At 53.3% G+C, this 16689-nt stretch carries 16 protein-coding genes and 1 tRNA gene; 8 read left to right on the top strand and 9 right to left on the bottom strand.

Translation table 11 applies throughout. The features are described from left to right. Positions 1 to 184: 184 nt before the first annotated feature. The 3 genes from RKA07_RS10595 to RKA07_RS10605 all read left to right on the top strand — a co-directional run bounded on the left by RKA07_RS10595 (position 185) and on the right by RKA07_RS10605 (position 2826). Positions 185 to 934 carry an electron transfer flavoprotein subunit beta/FixA family protein gene (locus RKA07_RS10595; RefSeq protein WP_200369560.1) on the top strand — a complete coding sequence of 250 codons (750 nt, stop codon included), beginning with the start codon at positions 185 to 187 and terminating at the stop codon, positions 932 to 934. Next, positions 935 to 1876: an electron transfer flavoprotein subunit alpha/FixB family protein gene (locus tag RKA07_RS10600; RefSeq protein WP_200200708.1), complete on the top strand. Its 942-nt coding sequence runs from the start codon at positions 935 to 937 to the stop codon at positions 1874 to 1876. A gap of 107 nt (positions 1877 to 1983) precedes the next feature. Beyond that, positions 1984 to 2826, top strand: coding sequence for a putative RNA methyltransferase (locus RKA07_RS10605; protein WP_200369561.1), 843 nt, complete (start codon positions 1984 to 1986; stop codon positions 2824 to 2826). A gap of 13 nt (positions 2827 to 2839) precedes the next feature. On the opposite strand, the gene RKA07_RS10610 is transcribed toward RKA07_RS10605, so the two are convergent. Together RKA07_RS10610 and RKA07_RS10615 are read right to left on the bottom strand one after the other, a co-directional pair. Next, the gene (locus tag RKA07_RS10610) at positions 2840 to 3316 is read right to left on the bottom strand and encodes a hypothetical protein (protein ID WP_200200706.1); all 477 of its coding nucleotides are present in this window, start codon (positions 3314 to 3316) and stop codon (positions 2840 to 2842) included. A 12-nt stretch (positions 3317 to 3328) separates the two neighbouring features. Continuing rightward, entirely contained in the window at positions 3329 to 3670 is a 342-nt protein-coding gene (locus RKA07_RS10615) for a hypothetical protein (RefSeq protein ID WP_200200705.1), read from the bottom strand. A gap of 210 nt (positions 3671 to 3880) precedes the next feature. On the opposite strand from RKA07_RS10615, the gene RKA07_RS10620 reads away from it, so the two are divergent. Then, positions 3881 to 5122 carry a saccharopine dehydrogenase family protein gene (locus RKA07_RS10620; RefSeq protein ID WP_200369562.1) on the top strand — a complete coding sequence of 414 codons (1242 nt, stop codon included), beginning with the start codon at positions 3881 to 3883 and terminating at the stop codon, positions 5120 to 5122. 10 nt (positions 5123 to 5132) lie between these two features. Here RKA07_RS10620 and cydC read toward each other — a convergent pair whose 3' ends face one another. From cydC to RKA07_RS10640, 4 genes are read right to left on the bottom strand one after another with little or no spacing between them, the layout of a single operon-like run. After that, positions 5133 to 6749: a thiol reductant ABC exporter subunit CydC gene (gene cydC, locus RKA07_RS10625; RefSeq protein ID WP_200369563.1), complete on the bottom strand. Its 1617-nt coding sequence runs from the start codon at positions 6747 to 6749 to the stop codon at positions 5133 to 5135. Next, positions 6742 to 8457: a thiol reductant ABC exporter subunit CydD gene (gene cydD, locus RKA07_RS10630; RefSeq protein WP_200369564.1), complete on the bottom strand. Its 1716-nt coding sequence runs from the start codon at positions 8455 to 8457 to the stop codon at positions 6742 to 6744. Before cydD ends, cydC begins: the two co-directional genes overlap by 8 nt. After that, entirely contained in the window at positions 8458 to 9459 is a 1002-nt protein-coding gene (gene cydB, locus RKA07_RS10635; protein WP_200369565.1) for a cytochrome d ubiquinol oxidase subunit II, read from the bottom strand. It lies immediately after the preceding gene. 2 nt (positions 9460 to 9461) lie between these two features. After that, positions 9462 to 10889, bottom strand: a complete 1428-nt coding sequence (locus RKA07_RS10640; RefSeq protein WP_200369566.1) for a cytochrome ubiquinol oxidase subunit I — start codon at positions 10887 to 10889, stop codon at positions 9462 to 9464. 184 nt (positions 10890 to 11073) lie between these two features. On the opposite strand from RKA07_RS10640, the gene RKA07_RS10645 reads away from it, so the two are divergent. The 4 genes from RKA07_RS10645 to RKA07_RS10660 all read left to right on the top strand — a co-directional run bounded on the left by RKA07_RS10645 (position 11074) and on the right by RKA07_RS10660 (position 13790). Then, positions 11074 to 11700 carry a class I SAM-dependent methyltransferase gene (locus RKA07_RS10645; protein ID WP_200369567.1) on the top strand — a complete coding sequence of 209 codons (627 nt, stop codon included), beginning with the start codon at positions 11074 to 11076 and terminating at the stop codon, positions 11698 to 11700. A gap of 84 nt (positions 11701 to 11784) precedes the next feature. Then, positions 11785 to 11871, top strand: a tRNA-Leu gene (locus RKA07_RS10650). Between the two features lie 670 nt (positions 11872 to 12541). After that, positions 12542 to 12859 (top strand): hypothetical protein, encoded by a 318-nt coding sequence (locus RKA07_RS10655; RefSeq protein WP_200369568.1) that lies wholly within the window; start codon positions 12542 to 12544, stop codon positions 12857 to 12859. Continuing rightward, a complete protein-coding gene (locus RKA07_RS10660) occupies positions 12831 to 13790 on the top strand; it encodes a reverse transcriptase family protein (protein WP_310966307.1) in 960 nt (319 codons plus the stop codon). The genes RKA07_RS10655 and RKA07_RS10660 overlap by 29 nt, the downstream gene beginning before the upstream one ends. 502 nt (positions 13791 to 14292) lie before the next feature. Here the strand turns inward: RKA07_RS10660 and tnpC are convergent. From tnpC to tnpA, 3 genes are all read right to left on the bottom strand, one after another. Then, positions 14293 to 15834, bottom strand: a complete 1542-nt coding sequence (tnpC, locus tag RKA07_RS10665) for an IS66 family transposase (RefSeq protein ID WP_200371917.1) — start codon at positions 15832 to 15834, stop codon at positions 14293 to 14295. Between the two features lie 75 nt (positions 15835 to 15909). Then, a complete protein-coding gene (gene tnpB, locus RKA07_RS10670; protein WP_200371918.1) occupies positions 15910 to 16245 on the bottom strand; it encodes an IS66 family insertion sequence element accessory protein TnpB in 336 nt (111 codons plus the stop codon). Next, positions 16242 to 16607 (bottom strand): IS66-like element accessory protein TnpA, encoded by a 366-nt coding sequence (gene tnpA / locus RKA07_RS10675; RefSeq protein ID WP_200371919.1) that lies wholly within the window; start codon positions 16605 to 16607, stop codon positions 16242 to 16244. The genes tnpB and tnpA overlap by 4 nt, the downstream gene beginning before the upstream one ends. Positions 16608 to 16689: the final 82 nt, after the last annotated feature.

The raw sequence follows: 16689 nt of genomic DNA on the forward strand, positions 1-16689 counted from the left end.
GTCCGCCGTGACGGATGGCCCCAGTGCGAGGCCGCTGTTTGTAACGTTCGGTTTGTATACCAGTTTATCGGTATCTTGCCGAGACGCAGCAATCGAGAATGCTCTGTCACCCGCCCATACAGGGCCTGTCTTAGAGTATTTTTGGTTGAGAGTCATTAACCCATCGTAGAAGAACGAGGAATCTATGAAGGTTCTGGTCGCTGTAAAACGAGTAATCGACTACAACGTAAAGGTACGCGTCAAGCCGGATAACACTGGTGTTGATCTCGCCAACGTCAAAATGGCAATGAACCCATTCTGCGAAATCGCTGTTGAAGAAGCGGTTCGTCTGAAGGAAAAGGGCATTGCAAACGAAATCGTCGTGGTTTCCATTGGTCCCAAAGCTTGCCAGGAGCAGATTCGTACTGCTTTGGCGCTGGGTGCTGACCGTGGTATCCACATTGAAGCCGATGAGGACGTTCAGTCCCTCGACGCAGCCAAATTGCTAAAGGCCGTGGTTGAGAAGGAAGAGCCAAAACTGGTTATTCTCGGCAAACAGTCCATCGATACTGATAACAACCAGACCGGCCAGATGCTGGCTGCGCTGACTGGCATGGGCCAGGGCACCTTCGCGTCTGAAGTGGTTGTTGATGGCGACAAAGTAAATGTTACCCGTGAGGTAGACGGTGGTCTGATGACCCTTTCCCTGAACCTCCCTGCGGTGGTAACCACCGACCTGCGTTTGAACGAGCCACGTTATGCGTCTCTGCCAAACATCATGAAAGCCAAGAAGAAGCCACTCGATGTGACGAGCCCGGCGGATCTGGGTGTTGAGATTGCTGCGCGCCTGACCACGTTGAAAGTGGAAGCACCGGCTGCCCGTTCAGCAGGTATTAAAGTGGCAGACGTAGCCGAGCTGGTCGATAAACTGAAGAACGAAGCGAAGGTGATCTAAATGAGCATCCTTGTAATTGCTGAACACGACAACAGCAGCCTGAAGCAGGCGACTCTGAGCGTTGTAGCGGCTGCCAAGGCCATCGGTGGCGACATTGATGTCTTGGTTGCCGGCGAAAACTGTGGCGCGGTTGCAGAAGCTGCCGCCAAGGCGGAAGGCGTTGCAAAGGTACTGGTTGCCGACAACGCAGCATACGGTCACTTCCTGGGTGAGAATCTGGGCGAGCTGGTTGCAGAAGTGGGTAAGGGCTACAGCCACATCCTGACTTCTGCCGGCACCACAGGCAAAGACTTCATGCCGCGCGTTGCAGCGCTGCTGGACGTTGCCCAGGTATCTGACATCATTCGCGTTGAATCCGCAGACACCTTCGTTCGTCCGATTTACGCCGGCAACGCCATCGCAACGGTCAAGACCAGCGATAGCATCAAGGTAATCACCGTGCGCCCGACAGGCTTTGATCCTGTAGCCGCTGAAGGTGGTTCTGCATCCGTTGAGCAGCTGGACGTTGTAAAAGACGCAGGCCTGTCTTCGTTTGTAGGCGAAGAGAAAGCCAAATCTGATCGTCCTGATCTGGCCAGTGCCGGTATTGTTATCTCCGGTGGTCGTGGCATGCAGAACGGCGACAACTTCAAAATGCTGGAGCAGGTGGCTGATCTGCTGGGCGCTGGTATGGGTGCATCCCGTGCTGCGGTTGACGCCGGTTTTGTACCGAACGACATGCAGGTAGGTCAGACCGGTAAGATTGTTGCGCCACAGCTGTACATCGCGGTGGGTATCTCCGGTGCTATCCAGCACTTGGCCGGTATGTCGGATTCCAAGGTGATCGTTGCGATCAACAAGGATGAAGAAGCACCTATCTTCCAGGTTGCCGATTACGGCCTGGTAGCGGATCTGTTTGAAGCAGTACCGCAACTTGAGGAAGAGCTGAAGAAGGTTCTGTAACCTTCTGCCAGCAAACGAAAAAGGCACCTTCGGGTGTCTTTTTTGTTGCAGAGCCATAAGTTGTAATCTTACCCTCGTAATCAGCCTTCCACTCCGGATGTCTATTAATGACCATCACCCCATTTGAAGCACTTGCTTGCCCAATCGACGGTTCTGTCCTGCAGCTAAAGGGTAGAAGTTGGCAGTGTGATGCTGGCCATAGTTTTGATATTGCGCGCCAGGGATACGTTCATTTGTTGCCCGTTCAGAACAAACGCTCCAAAGATCCTGGTGATAACAAGGAGATGGTTGCGGCACGCAAGAGATTTCTGGCGGCGGGATTTTATGAGCCTATTGCTGAAGCAGTTTTTCAGGCAGTGTTCCATGAAACTCACTGTGAGGCGGCTATGGCTTGTATGGATGCCGGGTGTGGGGAAGGGTACTACATGCGATATCTGGCAGAGAAAATGCCAGACGCAGCACGCCTTGCGATGCTGGGACTGGATATCTCAAAGTGGGCCATATTATCCGCAGCCAAGCAGGATAAAACGCCTGCATGGGTAGTTGGGAGTAACGCAAACTTGCCGGTACTGCCCGAAACACTCGATTGCATACTATGTTTGTTCGGCTTTCCGGTTTACAGGGAATTTGCCCGAGTGCTCAGACCTGGCGGGGAGATAGTACAGGTAGACGCAGGCCCGGATCACCTAATAGAGCTGCGAAACATTATCTATCCAGAGCTGAAAGAGCCTCGCCAGCCTCCAAGTGATGCGCCTGAAGGTTTCACAGCTGTGGATACGTCGGCCGTTCGTTTCAGCCTTACTCTTCCGGATAAGCAGTCTGTTTCTGACTTGCTGGCGATGACGCCACATTTGTATCGGGCTGGAGCGGAAGGTCTTGCGCGTGTGGCAGAGCTTGAGTCACTTACCGTTACTGTAGAGGCCACCGTAAAGCGCTTCAAAAAGAACTGATCTGCCTTGCGACCTATTCGTCGTTCTTTTTCTGCTCGGGGGTGCCCCTTCTCAATATCACTCGCCGCTCTGCTTTAGTGATAAACAGAGAGTCAGCAAGAATATGAATGGCTTTATTCGTGGTGCGCACCGCATGATAAACCTGCTTGCTGGTGTGATCGTGGGTTTTGCGGGCTTTAAGGGCGCTTTCGCGGGCCTCGTCGTCTTTTGAAAGGCGCTCAACCAGGCTAAAAGTGGTGTTTGCGATGACTCTGTGCACCTTCTCAACAGCGCTCGCGCCACTGGATACCGTGTCTTCCAGAAGTTTTGCCCGGTTACGCACCTCATAGAGATCGAGGCGGCGTTTTTGAACAGCACTGTTGGTCTTTATGCGGTAGGAATTAAGCTTGCGTATGAGAGCTCTGGAGCCCCTGGCTTGCACGAAGCCATAGCCAAGAGCGCCAGATGCTACAACTAATAAAAGCAATGCCAAGGATAGCTGGACGGTCACTGTGCGAAACTCCTAGCGATACTCAATCTTCAGCTCCACGTCGATTTCACGCTCAACCATCTCTTGCTCCAGCTCTTTCATAACGCCCTGGTACACCATTTTTCGTACCATCACCGGGAGTTTATCCGCCAGAACCCGTGCAGAACGGGATTCACGCTTCGCCACAGTAATCGGGTTGAGCACTTTAAGCGTAAGGATCAAGTCTGGCTCTTTCCCAAGATCAGCTTCCGGGTCTGCTCGCATTGTTTCGGTGATCAGGTGTGACAGAATCTTGCGCTGCTCAATGAATTGCCAGCAAAGAAAACCACTGAATATGGCAAGAAGCAAACAAAGTATCAGGAGGAATATGGCCAATTGGAATCTCCAAAGGTGCATCTATTCGATATTCACCAGTGTGCCTTATACACCAAGCTGTGCGATTGGCCGTGACGACGTCACTAAAGCGCTCCCAGTGAAGTTAGAACGGCACCTCAAAGCTGCTAAGATCCTTCTATTGAATTCGCTGTAAATAGTCAGAAAAACTCACACAATTCCGGCAAAAAGATCTCATAAAAAGGACAGGCAATGACCAAATCAGCAGAAACCACCTACGACCTGGTTGTGTTCGGTGCGACCAGTTTCGTCGGCCAGATACTTACGCAATACCTGTATGACACCTACGGCGTTGCTGGCGAGGTTAAGTGGGCCATTGCCGGGCGTTCAGAATCCAAGCTAAGCACGCTAAAGTCGGGTTTGGGAGCTGACGCAAGCGAACTTCCGGTGATTCTCGCAGATTCCACCGACGACGCTGCCTTGAAAGCTATGTGCGAACAAACCCGCGTGATCATCTCCACGGTAGGGCCTTACGCGCTGTACGGTGAGCCTCTGGTGAAAGCCTGTGTTGAGACAGGCACCGACTATTGCGATTTAACCGGTGAAGTTCAGTGGATTCGCCAGATGGTTGACCGCTATGAAGATCAGGCCAAGGCTTCCGGTGCACGAATTGTGCATTGCTGCGGGTTTGATTCCATTCCGTCGGATATGGGCGTCTGGTTCCTGCAACAACAGGCAGAAAAGACGTTTGGCGAGCCATGCCAAGACGTGCGCATGCGTGTGAAAGTAGCCAAAGGCGGGGTTTCCGGCGGTACGGTTGCTTCTATTATCAACGTAGCCAAAGAAGCTGCATCCGACTCGCAGCTGCGTAAGGAAATAGCCAATCCTTTCTCTATCAGCCCACCGGAGCATCGCTCAAAGGTGCGTCAGCCGGCTCTGAAAGGCGCGGAATTCGATAAAACATTCAATGTGTGGCTGGCACCATTTGTTATGGGTGCGATCAATACCCGTATTGTGCACCGCTCCAATGCCCTGCAAGACGCCCGCTATGGCAAAGAGTTCACCTACGATGAGGCCATAATGACGGGCACTGGCACCAAGGGCCGTTTGGCTGCTTATGGTGTTACTGCGGCCCTGATGGGTTTCTTGACGGCGTCTGCTCTTAAACCAACACGTTGGTTGGTCGAGAAGTTCGTGCCTCAGCCTGGCGAAGGCCCGAGCCCCGAAGCTCAAAAGGCAGGATTCTATGATTTGCGATTTGTAGGGCGCACCCCGGATGGCAAAACCATGATCACCAAGGTGACTGGCGATGCAGACCCGGGCTACGGTTCTACCGGTAAAATGCTGGGCGAAGCCGGCATGTGCCTGGCATTCGATGTTCCTGCAGATAAGCAGGGTGGCTTCTGGACGCCCGCATCGATACTCAGCGACAACCTGCTGGGCCGTTTGACCAGCAAAGCAGGGCTTACGTTTGAGGTAGTTGAAACCCGGTAAACGCAGGGGTTTAAACGCCTAGATGAATCACACGGTCGGTGCCCGGAAGGGCTTCCGACCCGTGTGCCAAGCTGATTACTGTTCGTCCTTCCAGCCAGACATCCATTTGCTTGGTGATCTTCTCTCGTGTGGGTGCATCAACCCCGGTAAATGGCTCGTCCAGTATCAGCAAGGGGGCAGGGCTTAACAGCACTCGGGCAAGCACAACGCGACGTGCCTCACCACCGGAAAGCCGGCTTCCTGAACTTCCCAACCATGTATCAAGTTGATCCCGCTCTGAGCCGAATCGCTCTGCAAGGTCCACCATCTCAAGAACTCTCCAAAGCTGTGCATCGCTTGTATCCGGAGCGCCCAGTAACAGGTTTGCCCGCAAGGTATCTTCAAACAACACCGTTTTTTGAGTGAGATAAGCACACGGAAGGCTTGAGCTGGCACCGCTTGAAGGAGTTAGAAGACCAGAGAACGTATCCGCAAGGGATGACTTGCCACTACCTGAATGGCCAAGAATACCCACTCGCTCGCCGGTTGCTACCTGCAAATCAAAGTGGGTAAAAAGCGGTGCATGTTCGGGATACTTTACGGTGAGGTCTTTGGCCAATAGAGCGGCGCCTGAAGGTAGTTCAATGGCCTCCCGCACATCCTCAAAGTCTTTACTCCTGCAATCCCGGTTCAAGCGCGCTGCAGAGGCCTGGGTAGCACCCAGCTTGCCAAAGGCTTCCGGCAGCATGCTGTAAACTTCTGCCAAGCCGAGCAGGGCGATGGGCAGCAGAACCAGAACTGGCCCGGAAATGGCGCCAGCGCGGAACAACTCGAAGCCTGCCCAGAGTGCGAATGCTGCAGAAAGATTAATCAGCAAGTTGGAGCCTGCCAGATGCCAGCCGGTGCGGGAGTCGGCTTTCACCTGCTCCGTTGCCGTTTGGTGCGCCTGGCGCATAAGCCAGGCACCGTGTTTGCCTACGCGGCCAGCTGCAGTAAGCTCCGCAAAACCTTCCAGGTGCTCTACAACCGCCATGCGAAGAGATTCCTGCTGATCACTCTGCCGGGCTGCAATCCTGGCTGTTCTTGCGTAAACACCGATCGTGGCCACTACAAAAGCGAAGCCGAGTATCAGGGCGACGCCAGCAGCGATCCTGACATCAAACAGTATCCAAGCCAGTCCAAAAAGCAGCAGCGCCACAAACGCAGCCAGAGCCGTTGGCGCAATCAGGCGCAGGTACAGGGTGTCGAGGGCATCCACATCGCTGGTAAGCCGCGATAACCACTGGGCACCAGTCAGTTCCCGCCTCTGGCCTCGTCCGGTGGCGGCAAGCTTGCGAAACAGGGCGACGCGAATGTCCGTGAGCAGTAGCAGCACGGTGTCGTGGTTATACAGCCGCTCCACATAACGGGAAACTGTACGGGATACTGCAAAAAAACGGATGCCACCGCCTGGCACATACAGATTGATGGTGGCGGGCAAACTGGCCGCCAGAAGAACGCCCACCAATGCAGTTTCAGTGATAAACCAGCCGGAAAGCGCAAGCAGACCAAGCCCCGAAAGCAGGGCGGCCAGCATCAGCAGGGCGCCTACGAAGAGCCTGCCCGGGCGCTGATATATCAGTGTTAGCCATGGCTTCAGTTCAGACATCTTTAACCTCCCCGCCAGAAACCAATAGCACGCGATTGGCGAGAGCCAGCAGCGCCTGATGATGGGTGGAAAAGATCAGTGTCTTGCCCGCCATAGCAAGCTTGTGAAGCGCCTCAAGAACAAACATCTCACTGTCGCTGTCGAGGCCAGCAGTTGGCTCATCCAGGAGAATTACATCGTAATCCGCCACAAAAATTCGTGCCAGGCTCAAACGACGGGCCTGACCACCAGACAAGCCTTGGCCGTCTTCCGACACCTGACTGAAAATGCCGTCTTCCCGGCTGTCCAGCAAGGAGCCAAGGCCAACGTTTCTCAATGCTGTCTCGATAGCCACATCAGAAGCATCCGGACTGGTCAGCCGAAGGTTCTCCGCCCAGGTACCGTGCACAAGAAATCCGCTCTGGCCTAGCCAGCCAAAGGCAAAGCTGCCTGCTGGCATGCCAAACAGGTGAATATCGCCGCTGTCTGGCACCAAAAATCCTGCAAGAAGATTCAGAAGCGTGGATTTACCACCCCCAGAAGGGCCTGTAAGGGCAATTACATCGCCTTTACCGATCACCAGCGATACATCCCTGAGAACGTTATGGTCAGCGCGAAAAGCCAGTGACACGGCGCTCAGCTTGATTGTCTCGTTGCCGGTAACGGGCTCGGGGACTGAGGGCATAGCTCTTAGGCTTTCTGTTTCATCGCTCGAGGAAGAAACAGCCGGTTCGTCTTCATTCAAACGGGCAAGAATCTCAGCACCAGCCCCAAGCGCAGCGGCCCGATCGTGGTAGTGCTGGGAGAGTATGCGCAATGGCTGAAAGAACTCCGGCGCCAACAACAGAATCAACAGCCCGGAGAACAGCGTTAAATCCGAAGACGGCCCATAGGTTATGTAACCCAGAAGACCAAAACCGATGTAGATAGCGATGACCGCGATGGCGACAGACGCGAAGAACTCGAGAACCGCTGAGGATAAAAACGCAACGCGCAGGGTTTTCAGAGTGATTTTGCGGTACTGATCCGAACGCTGTTGAATCACTTCTGCAGCGCTTTCGGTTTGCCCGAACAATTGCAGAGTGGTTATGCCTCGAACCTTATCCAGAAACTGACCAGATAAACGGCTCACAGTCTCAAAATGCTGTTGGTTAAGCTTCTCCGCGCCCATACCCACCAGTGCCATGAAGAATGGGATCAGTGGGGCCGACAGAAGCAGAAAAATCCCGGCAAGCCAGTCGAGATAGAACACCAACATCAGAATCAAAAGCGGAACGATCAGGGAAAGCGCCATTTGGGGAAGAAAGCGAGCGAAATAACCGTGCAAGGCATCAACGTGGTCAATCCACTCTCTTGCCAGACTACCTGCAGAGGTTTGCCCCAATTCAAGTGGACCCATGCTGCACCAGTGCTGATGGATCTGACGCCGTGCAGTGCGGCGTACTTGTTCGCTGCATCGTGCCGCAAGGTGAGTTTGCACGCCCTGGGCTACAGATCGGAAAACAATAGCCAGAACAAGGCCAAAAAAATAGGGCGCCAACTCGGAGGCTGGCGCATGCTCGATAACACCAAGGTGAACAATGCGCGCCAGAAACACCATCTGCACGATGGTGGCGACGCCGGCCAGGGTACCTGCGGCAACCGTACCCTGAATCCAGCGCCGGTTGCCACTTGTAAGCCCTGAAAGCCAGCGCCGTACTGCGCGCTGGTCAAGAGCCTGCTTTGTCACTTAGTGGTAACCCTCCCCAGCACGTACCTTGCCCCGGAAAACCCAATAGGTCCACGCCGTGTAGGTGAGTACAAATGGAATAACAATCAGCAAACCGATCAAAAGGAACAGCTGCGAATCGTAAGCCGAGGCTGCATCCCACAGGGTGTAGTCAGGCGGAACCAGATACGGCCACCGGCTGACAATCAAACCCAGATAGGCTGTTATGAACAATCCCATAGTGGCCACGAAAGGCATGCCTTCAAACCGGTTACGCACCGACCGGAATATCTGGAAAGCGCACAGCAAAGTCAGTGCTGGCAGAATCCAGATAAGGCTCAGGTTGCTGAACCAGCGGTCGCGAACCATATCGTCTATAAACGGTGTCCACACACTGATAATGCCAAACACCACCAGCACAGCGGCTAACAAGGGCAGGGTGATTTTGTACGCCCACTCCTGCAACCGGCCTTCGGTTTTCAGAATCAGCCATGTAGAGCCCAGCAGTGCATAACCAGCGAGCAGCCCAAGGCCAGTCAGTACAGTGAACGGGGTCAGCCAATCAAACGCACCGCCAGTGAACACGCCATTGGCGGTTTCGTAGCCCTGAATGTAAGTGCCTACAACCACGCCCTGGGCGAATGCGGCCACAGTCGAGCCACCGGCAAAGGCCCAGTTCCAAAGATAACGGGAGGTGCGCGCTTTGAATCGGAATTCAAAGGCAATGCCCCGGAAAATCAGGCCGGCCAGCATCAGGAACACGCCAATGTACAAGGCCGGCAGCAATATGCTGTAGACCAGCGGGAATGCGCCCAGCAACCCGGCACCGCCGAGCACCAGCCAGGTTTCGTTGCCATCCCATACCGGAGCAACCGAGTTCATCATCACGTCGCGATCCTGCTCTGTCGGGGCGAAGGGGAAGAGTATTCCCACGCCCAGATCGAAGCCGTCCATCAACACATACATGATTACGCCAAAACCGATGATAAATGCCCACACGAGTGCCAGATCAAGCAGTTCCATAATCAGTGTCCTCCCTGTTTGGTCGGCTGTTCTTTGGAGTCTTGGAGTTCAAATGACGTGTGTGCGGCAGACATAGGCCGTTTAGCCCGTTCAGACTGGGTGTCTGGCTCGTGCTTATCGTTCTCCATACCTTCGTAAAGCACCCGCATGAGGTAATAAACGCCTGCCGTGAACACCAGGGCATACACAACCACGTAGCCAATCAAAGTAAACAGCGCCATACCGCCGGTGAGGGATGGGGTGACTGACTCAGCCTGAGTCATCATTCCATAGACCAGCCATGGAGCCCGCCCAAACTCGGTTACAAACCAACCCGTGAGAACAGCAATAAACGGCGCAACGCTCATGAATCGCATACCCTGAAGGAACCAGGGTGCCTGCCAATAGCGGCCACCTGCACGCAGAACGAGACCGGTAAGAGCAAAAAGAATCATCAACATTCCCAACCCAACCATAATCCGGAAGGACCAGAATACGATGGCAACCGGTGGCTGCTCTGCTACAGGAACATCTTTAAGGCCAGGAATCTCGCCGTCCCATTCGTGGGTAAGAATCAGGCTGGCAAGGCTGGGTACACCAATTTCATAATGGTTGGTTTGGTTTTCCTGATCAGGAATCGCGAACAACAACAGCGGAACGTTGCGGGAGGTTTCCCAGTTGCCTTCCATTGCCGCCACTTTTGTTGGCTGGTGCTCAAGGGTATTCAACCCGTGGAAATCGCCAACCACCAACTGCGCAGGTGCAAGAATCAACAGCAACCAAAGGCACATGGACAATGCTTTTCGGTTTGCCTCCACCTCACGGCCTTTGAGCAGATACCACGCGCTGACACCGGCCACAACAAAGCCGCCGGTCAGGAACGAAGCGATAACCTTATGGGCGAAGCGGAACTGGAAAGACGGGTTAAATATCGCCTCGCTCCAGGAAGTAACGTAGAAGATGCCATCTCGCAGCTCGGTTCCGGCAGGTGTTTGCATCCAGCTGTTAGCTGACAGAATCCAGAACGACGATATGAAGGTGCCCGTGGCGACCATGATTGCGGCAAACAGGTGTGCACCAGGTGGCACGCGATCGCGCCCGAAGAGCAACACCCCAAGAAACGCCGCTTCAAGGAAGAAGGCGGTAATAACCTCATAGCTGAGCATGGGCCCAAGGAAGTTGGCAGACGCCTGGGAGAAATTACTCCAGTTGGTACCAAACTGGAACGACATAACAATCCCGGATACCACACCCATTCCGAAGACCACCGCAAACACCGTGGTCCAGAATGAAGACAGCTTCAGCCATACCGGGTTCCTGGTTTTGTACGCAAGCCCTTCAAGTACGGCAATGTAGGAAGCAAGACCGATGGTGAACACCGGAAAAATGGCGTGAAATGACACGACAAAAGCGAACTGGATTCGCGATAGGATGAGAGGATCTAGTTCCATAGGAACCCCCGGTAAAGGTTAACGTCACAATAAGCGAGCACAGCGCACCCACTCCACAGCTGCCACAGCCTGAATTGTAATATTGTTTTTACCGGCAGTTAGAGAGCATGCTACTGGATATCGCTGCTAAACCGATAGGGCAGATTGTCGCACCCGTTGACTAAAAACAAGTATGGTGGAAAGCATGAGCTTTTACGAAGAACGCATCCTGCCGCATATTATCGACAAGGCCTGCTCCATGGGGCAGGTTATGAAACTGCGTAGCCAGCTAGTACCCCGGGCCAAAGGCCGTGTGCTGGAAGTAGGCATGGGATCGGGTATTAACCTGGAATTCTACAACCCGGACACCGTGGAAATGGTTTACGGCCTGGAGCCTTCGGAAGGCATGCGCCGCAAAGCACAGCCAAATCTAAAGCGCGCGCCCATTCATGTGGAGTGGCTGGGCCTGCCGGGGGAGCAAATACCGCTACAAGATAACAGCGTGGATACCGTTTTGCTTACCTTCACCCTGTGCACCATTCCCGACTGGAACGCCGCGCTGCTGCAAATGAAGCGCGTGTTAAAGCCTGGAGGAGAACTCCTGTTCCTGGAGCACGGCGAGTCGCCCGATGACAGCACCCGCAAATGGCAAAACCGCATCAACCCAAGCTGGAAAAAATTGGCGGGTGGCTGCCACCTGAACCGCCATATCGCAGACCTGATCCGCCATGCCGGGTTTGAGCTTGAGGAACTGGAAAACCTCTACATTCCGAAATCACCGAAGATAGCCGGGTATATCTACAAAGGGATGGCCCGGAAGCCAGTAGCCTGAGGGAAAAACTAACTGAGGGTGTTTTGAATTGCGTTATCGCCCATGGCCTTATACAATTCCGGCCCTCAAAACTTCCCCCCGAATGCTCCGGTGGTGAAATTGGTAGACACAAGAGACTTAAAATCTCTCGACCTCACGGTCGTGCCGGTTCGATTCCGGCCCGGAGCACCATATTTTTCAATAGCTTACAGAATTCCTGTCATGTCCGATTTCCTGGCGTTTATCTTATGTAGACGCTATGTAGACAAAACTTACTTCTTTAAAAGCTATCTTTTTACTTAGGCGCAAGGCAGTTGAGTGTTCTCGTGAAGTTGACTCCTGTTTTTCATCTGCTATTGTTGGTGTGCCTTCAATCAGGGAAGTATCACAGAGAAGCGTTAGCTTAAATTAGAAGTGGAAACATTTCGTGGAGTTGAAAGACTCTGTCTGATCCGGTGAACGCGCGCGCGCGGCAAGCCGACTTCGCGTCGCCCGGATCGCTCGTCTGTGAGACGAGCAGGTTAGTTCGTGGGTAAAAACTTCCAAACACTCCCTGTCGTTTTAACTTAGTTACTCTGTGAGTCCGTCAATTTCGGCGGGCGTAACTAAGAGGTGCAATCATGCTGAAGCGAATGAAGGTTTTTGGAAGACGATGGGTTGGTAAGGTAGGGCGTCTATTACGGCATCCTGCCATGGTTAGGGTTACAGTTCTGGTTACGGCTAAGGTCGTTTTCTGGATTCTACAACTTCTGATCATTGCTCTGCTTACAACAGCAGGTATGGCATTGCCCGTTGGATGAGCTTATAGGCTCTTTCTACATCACCCGCGGGCACATAACCTCAAACGAATACGAGAGCAAATATGGTTAACACAAAATATCTGCGCTTAGCTCTTGAGATAGATCAAAGAGAAGTGCAAGTCCGAACCCAGCTAACTTTTGAAACGCTTTGCTTAATTGAAAGTGGGTGTTTGGGTGTTCCTCTGGCGCTTTCAGACTACTATGCTTCAAAGCTCAGCATAGACAAAAGGTTAATGCGTATACTCTTAGTGGGCAGTGAGCGTCGAGTTCCTTTCTTCGAAACTATTCGGACTTTTTTTCTGAAAATGTTTAACGGATATCTGAAACTCAGCCTATGGATGTCGGCCTTTGATGAGAACTCGAAAAAAATACCCAATTGATCAAAGCCCTTTATACAAACTCTCCAATCATAAACGTCTCGCTAAGATACTTGCTGTGCAGCCATCAACTCTAAAGAAGTTGGTAGCGCGCGGTGATGCGAATTATAAATTTGGCAGTGTCGGTGACGAAGACCCCAGAGACATAGAAATTCCGAAAGCGCAACTCCTTCGCATCCATAAAAGGTTGAACTCTCTTCTGAATCGGATCGAAAAGCCTGACTATTTGATGTCTGGCGTCCGAGGGCGCTCTCATGTTGATAATGCTAAACGACATCTAGGTCACCATGCGGTTGTAAAAGTTGATATAAAAAAGTTCTACCCTTCGACCACAAAGAGCATTGTGAGCCGGGGACTGAGGAAGACATTTCGTTGTTCAGAGGATATAGCTGAAACATTGGCGGAACTGTCGACAGTTCGTTCTTATATCCCAACTGGCAGCCCCCTTAGTCAAAGCATGGCATTTATGGTGAACCTTCCAGCGTTCAACCATATTAATGCGTATTCTAGGTCCCGTAATCTCAGGTTTACACTCTACGTCGATGACTTGACGTTCTCGGGAGAGAAAATCCCCAAAGACTTTGTTTCCTATGTACAGAATTACCTTAAAAACAGCAGGGGTTACGGCAGCCATAAGATTCGAAGATACAGCGCGAGCACAGAGAAAGTCATTACAGGCGTTGTCCTTGACGGGAACAATGCCAAGGTCAAACGAACACAAAGAAGAGTCATAGCTAGTCTTTATCGCAGCATCCCTTACTATTGTGAACCGGTTCGTCGAGAAGACGCAGCGACGATTAAGTTCTTCCAAAGAATAATAGGTCATCTTTTCTCGGCGGGTGAAATCAGCCCTGGATACCGGAATCTTGGAGCGAAGACTGTCGCAAAGCGTAAAGCTGCCGGGGTTAGAGCTCAAAATCAGAACACTATCTAGGGTGGTCGCTGCTCAATCCCAGTACAGTTATTGACAGAACTCCAAGGTGGCGGGAAATCCTCACTGTTCAGCTTCTCCCATGCATAAGCGGTGTCGTCAGGAAGTGCGTCAATTTCCGCAAGTGTCACTTCACGGACTTGAGAGAGGCGTTGAAGGCGTTCGAGCCAGGAGTCGTGCGATGTGGAGGTTAATTCTATCGTTCGCTGCGGTCGTTTCACCTCCCACCGTAAAGTTCTCGTAATCCAGTATCGACCCCGAGCATAAAGACCAAACAACTTGCCCTTGGAGAGCTCGCCATACTGGTTAATGGGGCAATCAAGGTATTCTCCAGTGTCCTGATCGAACTCCAGCCATTTGGCCGCTTTTATAGGGTGGTCGGCACGCTTGGCACACGGGCCATACATAGCCGTAACGAATCCCGCCCAATCGCTGTTGTCCGCTGCAACTCGAGCAGCCTCTACGGTTTCATCATCTGAGTGCTCTAAACGTAAGCGTCCGCCCATCACACCTTGCTAATGCTCACCGGCCTCCAGTTGTGCGGTAGCAGTTCATCAATGGCGTTGTTTTTCTGCGTCGGCAGTTTCGTCAGAACATCTTTCAAATAGGCATACGGATCATGCCCATTGAGCTTTGCGGACTGGATTAACGTCATCACCGCAGCAGCGCGTTGACCACTTCGCAATGAACCTGCGAACAACCAGTTACTCCGACCCAATGCCCACGGGCGTATCTGGTTTTCCATCCAGTTGTTGTCGATGGGCACTGCGCCATCGTCCAGATAGCGCGTCAGCGCTGTCCAGCGTTTGAGACTGTAGTCCAAGGCTCTGGCCGTGCCGGAGCCATCCGGCACTTTCTGTCGGTGCGCCAACATCCATTGATGCAGGGCATCGGCTATTGGTCTGGCCTTTTCATTTCTGATTTGCTGTCGCTTATCCGGCGGCAGGTCTTTGGCTTCTCGCTCGATCTGATACAGCTGACCGATGTATTCCAGAGCCTGTGCCGCTATTTGGCTCTGGTTAGCTTGGTGTAGGTCGTAGAACTTGCGACGGGCATGGGCCATACAACCGATTTCGGTGATGCCGTTGCCGAAGCCCGCCTTGTAGCCCGAGTAATCGTCGCAGACCAGTTTGCCTTGCCAGCCTTCCAGGAAGGTTCGAGCGTGCTCACCCGCCCGGGTTGGGGCGAAGTCGTAAACAACGGCCTTCAGATTGGAGAACGGTGTGGTGCAATAGGCCCAGACATAGGCTTTGTGGGTTTTTTTCTTGCCCGGAGCCAGCATGCTGACCGGTGTTTCATCGGCGTGCAGAACGCCGTGTTCCAGTAGTGCATTTCTAAGAGCATTCACCAGCGGTTGCAGCTGCACACCGCAAGCGCCTACCCATTCCGCCAGAGTTGAGCGCGGGATAGCGAGGCCAGCACGACCGAAGATACGTTCTTGACGGTATAGTGGTAAATGATCCGAGTACTTGGCCACCAGCACCTGAGCCAGTAATCCGGCGGTGGGAATGCCTTTATTGATAACCTGCGGAGGCACCGGTGCCTGGGTCAGGGTTTCGCACTGCTCACAGGCCCATTTGCCGCGGATGTGGCGCTCCACTGTGAACTCGCCCGGCACGTAATCCAGCTTTTCACTGACGTCTTCGCCTATGCGCTTGAGCTGGCAGCCGCAGCGACACTGAGTGTTCTCGGGTTCGTGATGGATCAGGGTGCGGGGCAACTCCGGTGGCAGTGGAGCCCGCTTGGGTTGTATTTTTGGCTTGGGCGGTGTTTCGGCGGCTGTGAGTTGTGCCAGTTCAGCCTCGATGGCAGCAATGTCGCTGTCGATCAGCTCATCCAGCAAGCGGCCTTGAACCGCATCCAGTTGTTCGCTGCGACGGGCGAACTTGTGGCGTTTAAGGATGGCCACTTCGTGGGTCAGTTTCTCGATGACTGCATCGCGGTGTACGAGTGCTCGATCCTTATTTTCTACGCGATCGAACAGATCCGTGACTAGGGCACGGAGTTGATCGGCGGAGAGTTGATTAAGGTCGGGACGTTGTGACATGCAGAACAGTATCCCAAGTCACGGCCACTGTGACGATTCGCCATTCTGATGATGGTCTGGGTAACCGGCTTGTGGTTACAGAATCGAGATCACACCGGCGGCACCGAGGCGTTGCCACGGCAACCCTTGAACCAGCGCAGCCAATTGTTCGTCTGTTAATAACAGTTGCTTGCCACGCCAGGTTTCGCCCCAGTGGAACTTGCCGCGATTCAATCGACGGGCACAGAGCCATATACCAAGACCGTCGTGGATCAACACTTTCATTCGGTTGCCCCGTTTGTTGGCGAACAGGTACGCACAATGGGGCCTGGCTGAGCCGAACACCTGGACGACACGCGCCAACGCGGTGTCTGGCCCAGCCCGCATATCCAAGGGCTCGGTGGCCAGCCAGATCTCGTCAATGCGGATCATGGCAACAGTTCGCGCAGAAACGCCGCGCATTGCTGACCTTGATCGGCGGGCCATTCCACCACAACCGGGCCGCCGGCTCGCGGAATCTCGATGCGGATGGTGCGATCCTTATCGGCAGGTTTCGTGGTATGCACGGCCGTCGCTGGAAAACGAACCGGTAGAAAGGCTGGGGCTTGGCTTCCATCGTCTTGCTTCGACTCTCTGATCCAGCGCCGAAGTTGGTTGGCGTTGAGGTCGTTATCCAGGGCAATGCGGGAAACAGAAGCTCCAGGTCTGTGGCACTCGGCCACCAGCCGAGCTTTAAATTCCGGAGCGTGTCGGCGACGTTTTCGGTAAGGGCGGGTTACGCTTACGTTGTTCATAGATAGTGTCCACTAAAGAATAAGTGGACACTATCTTGAAGCCTTCGGCATCACACTCAAGATGGGTTTGCCGGACGCTTAC

Origin of the sequence: Marinobacter xiaoshiensis (assembly GCF_031631795.1) — a bacterium.
Classification (GTDB): domain Bacteria; phylum Pseudomonadota; class Gammaproteobacteria; order Pseudomonadales; family Oleiphilaceae; genus Marinobacter; species Marinobacter xiaoshiensis.

What these genes read in the sequence shown, in the direction of transcription:
- RKA07_RS10655 (WP_200369568.1), top strand. Translation starts at nt 12,542, where the DNA reads ATGGTTAACACAAAATATCTGCGCTTAGCTCTTGAGATAGATCAAAGA.
- RKA07_RS10640 (WP_200369566.1), bottom strand. Translation starts at nt 10,889, where the DNA reads ATGGAACTAGATCCTCTCATCCTATCGCGAATCCAGTTCGCTTTTGTC.
- tnpB (WP_200371918.1), bottom strand. Translation starts at nt 16,245, where the DNA reads ATGATCCGCATTGACGAGATCTGGCTGGCCACCGAGCCCTTGGATATG.
- RKA07_RS10620 (WP_200369562.1), top strand. Translation starts at nt 3,881, where the DNA reads ATGACCAAATCAGCAGAAACCACCTACGACCTGGTTGTGTTCGGTGCG.
- cydB (WP_200369565.1), bottom strand. Translation starts at nt 9,459, where the DNA reads ATGGAACTGCTTGATCTGGCACTCGTGTGGGCATTTATCATCGGTTTT.
- RKA07_RS10605 (WP_200369561.1), top strand. Translation starts at nt 1,984, where the DNA reads ATGACCATCACCCCATTTGAAGCACTTGCTTGCCCAATCGACGGTTCT.
- RKA07_RS10595 (WP_200369560.1), top strand. Translation starts at nt 185, where the DNA reads ATGAAGGTTCTGGTCGCTGTAAAACGAGTAATCGACTACAACGTAAAG.
- RKA07_RS10600 (WP_200200708.1), top strand. Translation starts at nt 935, where the DNA reads ATGAGCATCCTTGTAATTGCTGAACACGACAACAGCAGCCTGAAGCAG.
- RKA07_RS10645 (WP_200369567.1), top strand. Translation starts at nt 11,074, where the DNA reads ATGAGCTTTTACGAAGAACGCATCCTGCCGCATATTATCGACAAGGCC.
- RKA07_RS10660 (WP_310966307.1), top strand. Translation starts at nt 12,831, where the DNA reads ATGAGAACTCGAAAAAAATACCCAATTGATCAAAGCCCTTTATACAAA.
- tnpA (WP_200371919.1), bottom strand. Translation starts at nt 16,607, where the DNA reads ATGAACAACGTAAGCGTAACCCGCCCTTACCGAAAACGTCGCCGACAC.
- tnpC (WP_200371917.1), bottom strand. Translation starts at nt 15,834, where the DNA reads ATGTCACAACGTCCCGACCTTAATCAACTCTCCGCCGATCAACTCCGT.
- cydC (WP_200369563.1), bottom strand. Translation starts at nt 6,749, where the DNA reads ATGTCTGAACTGAAGCCATGGCTAACACTGATATATCAGCGCCCGGGC.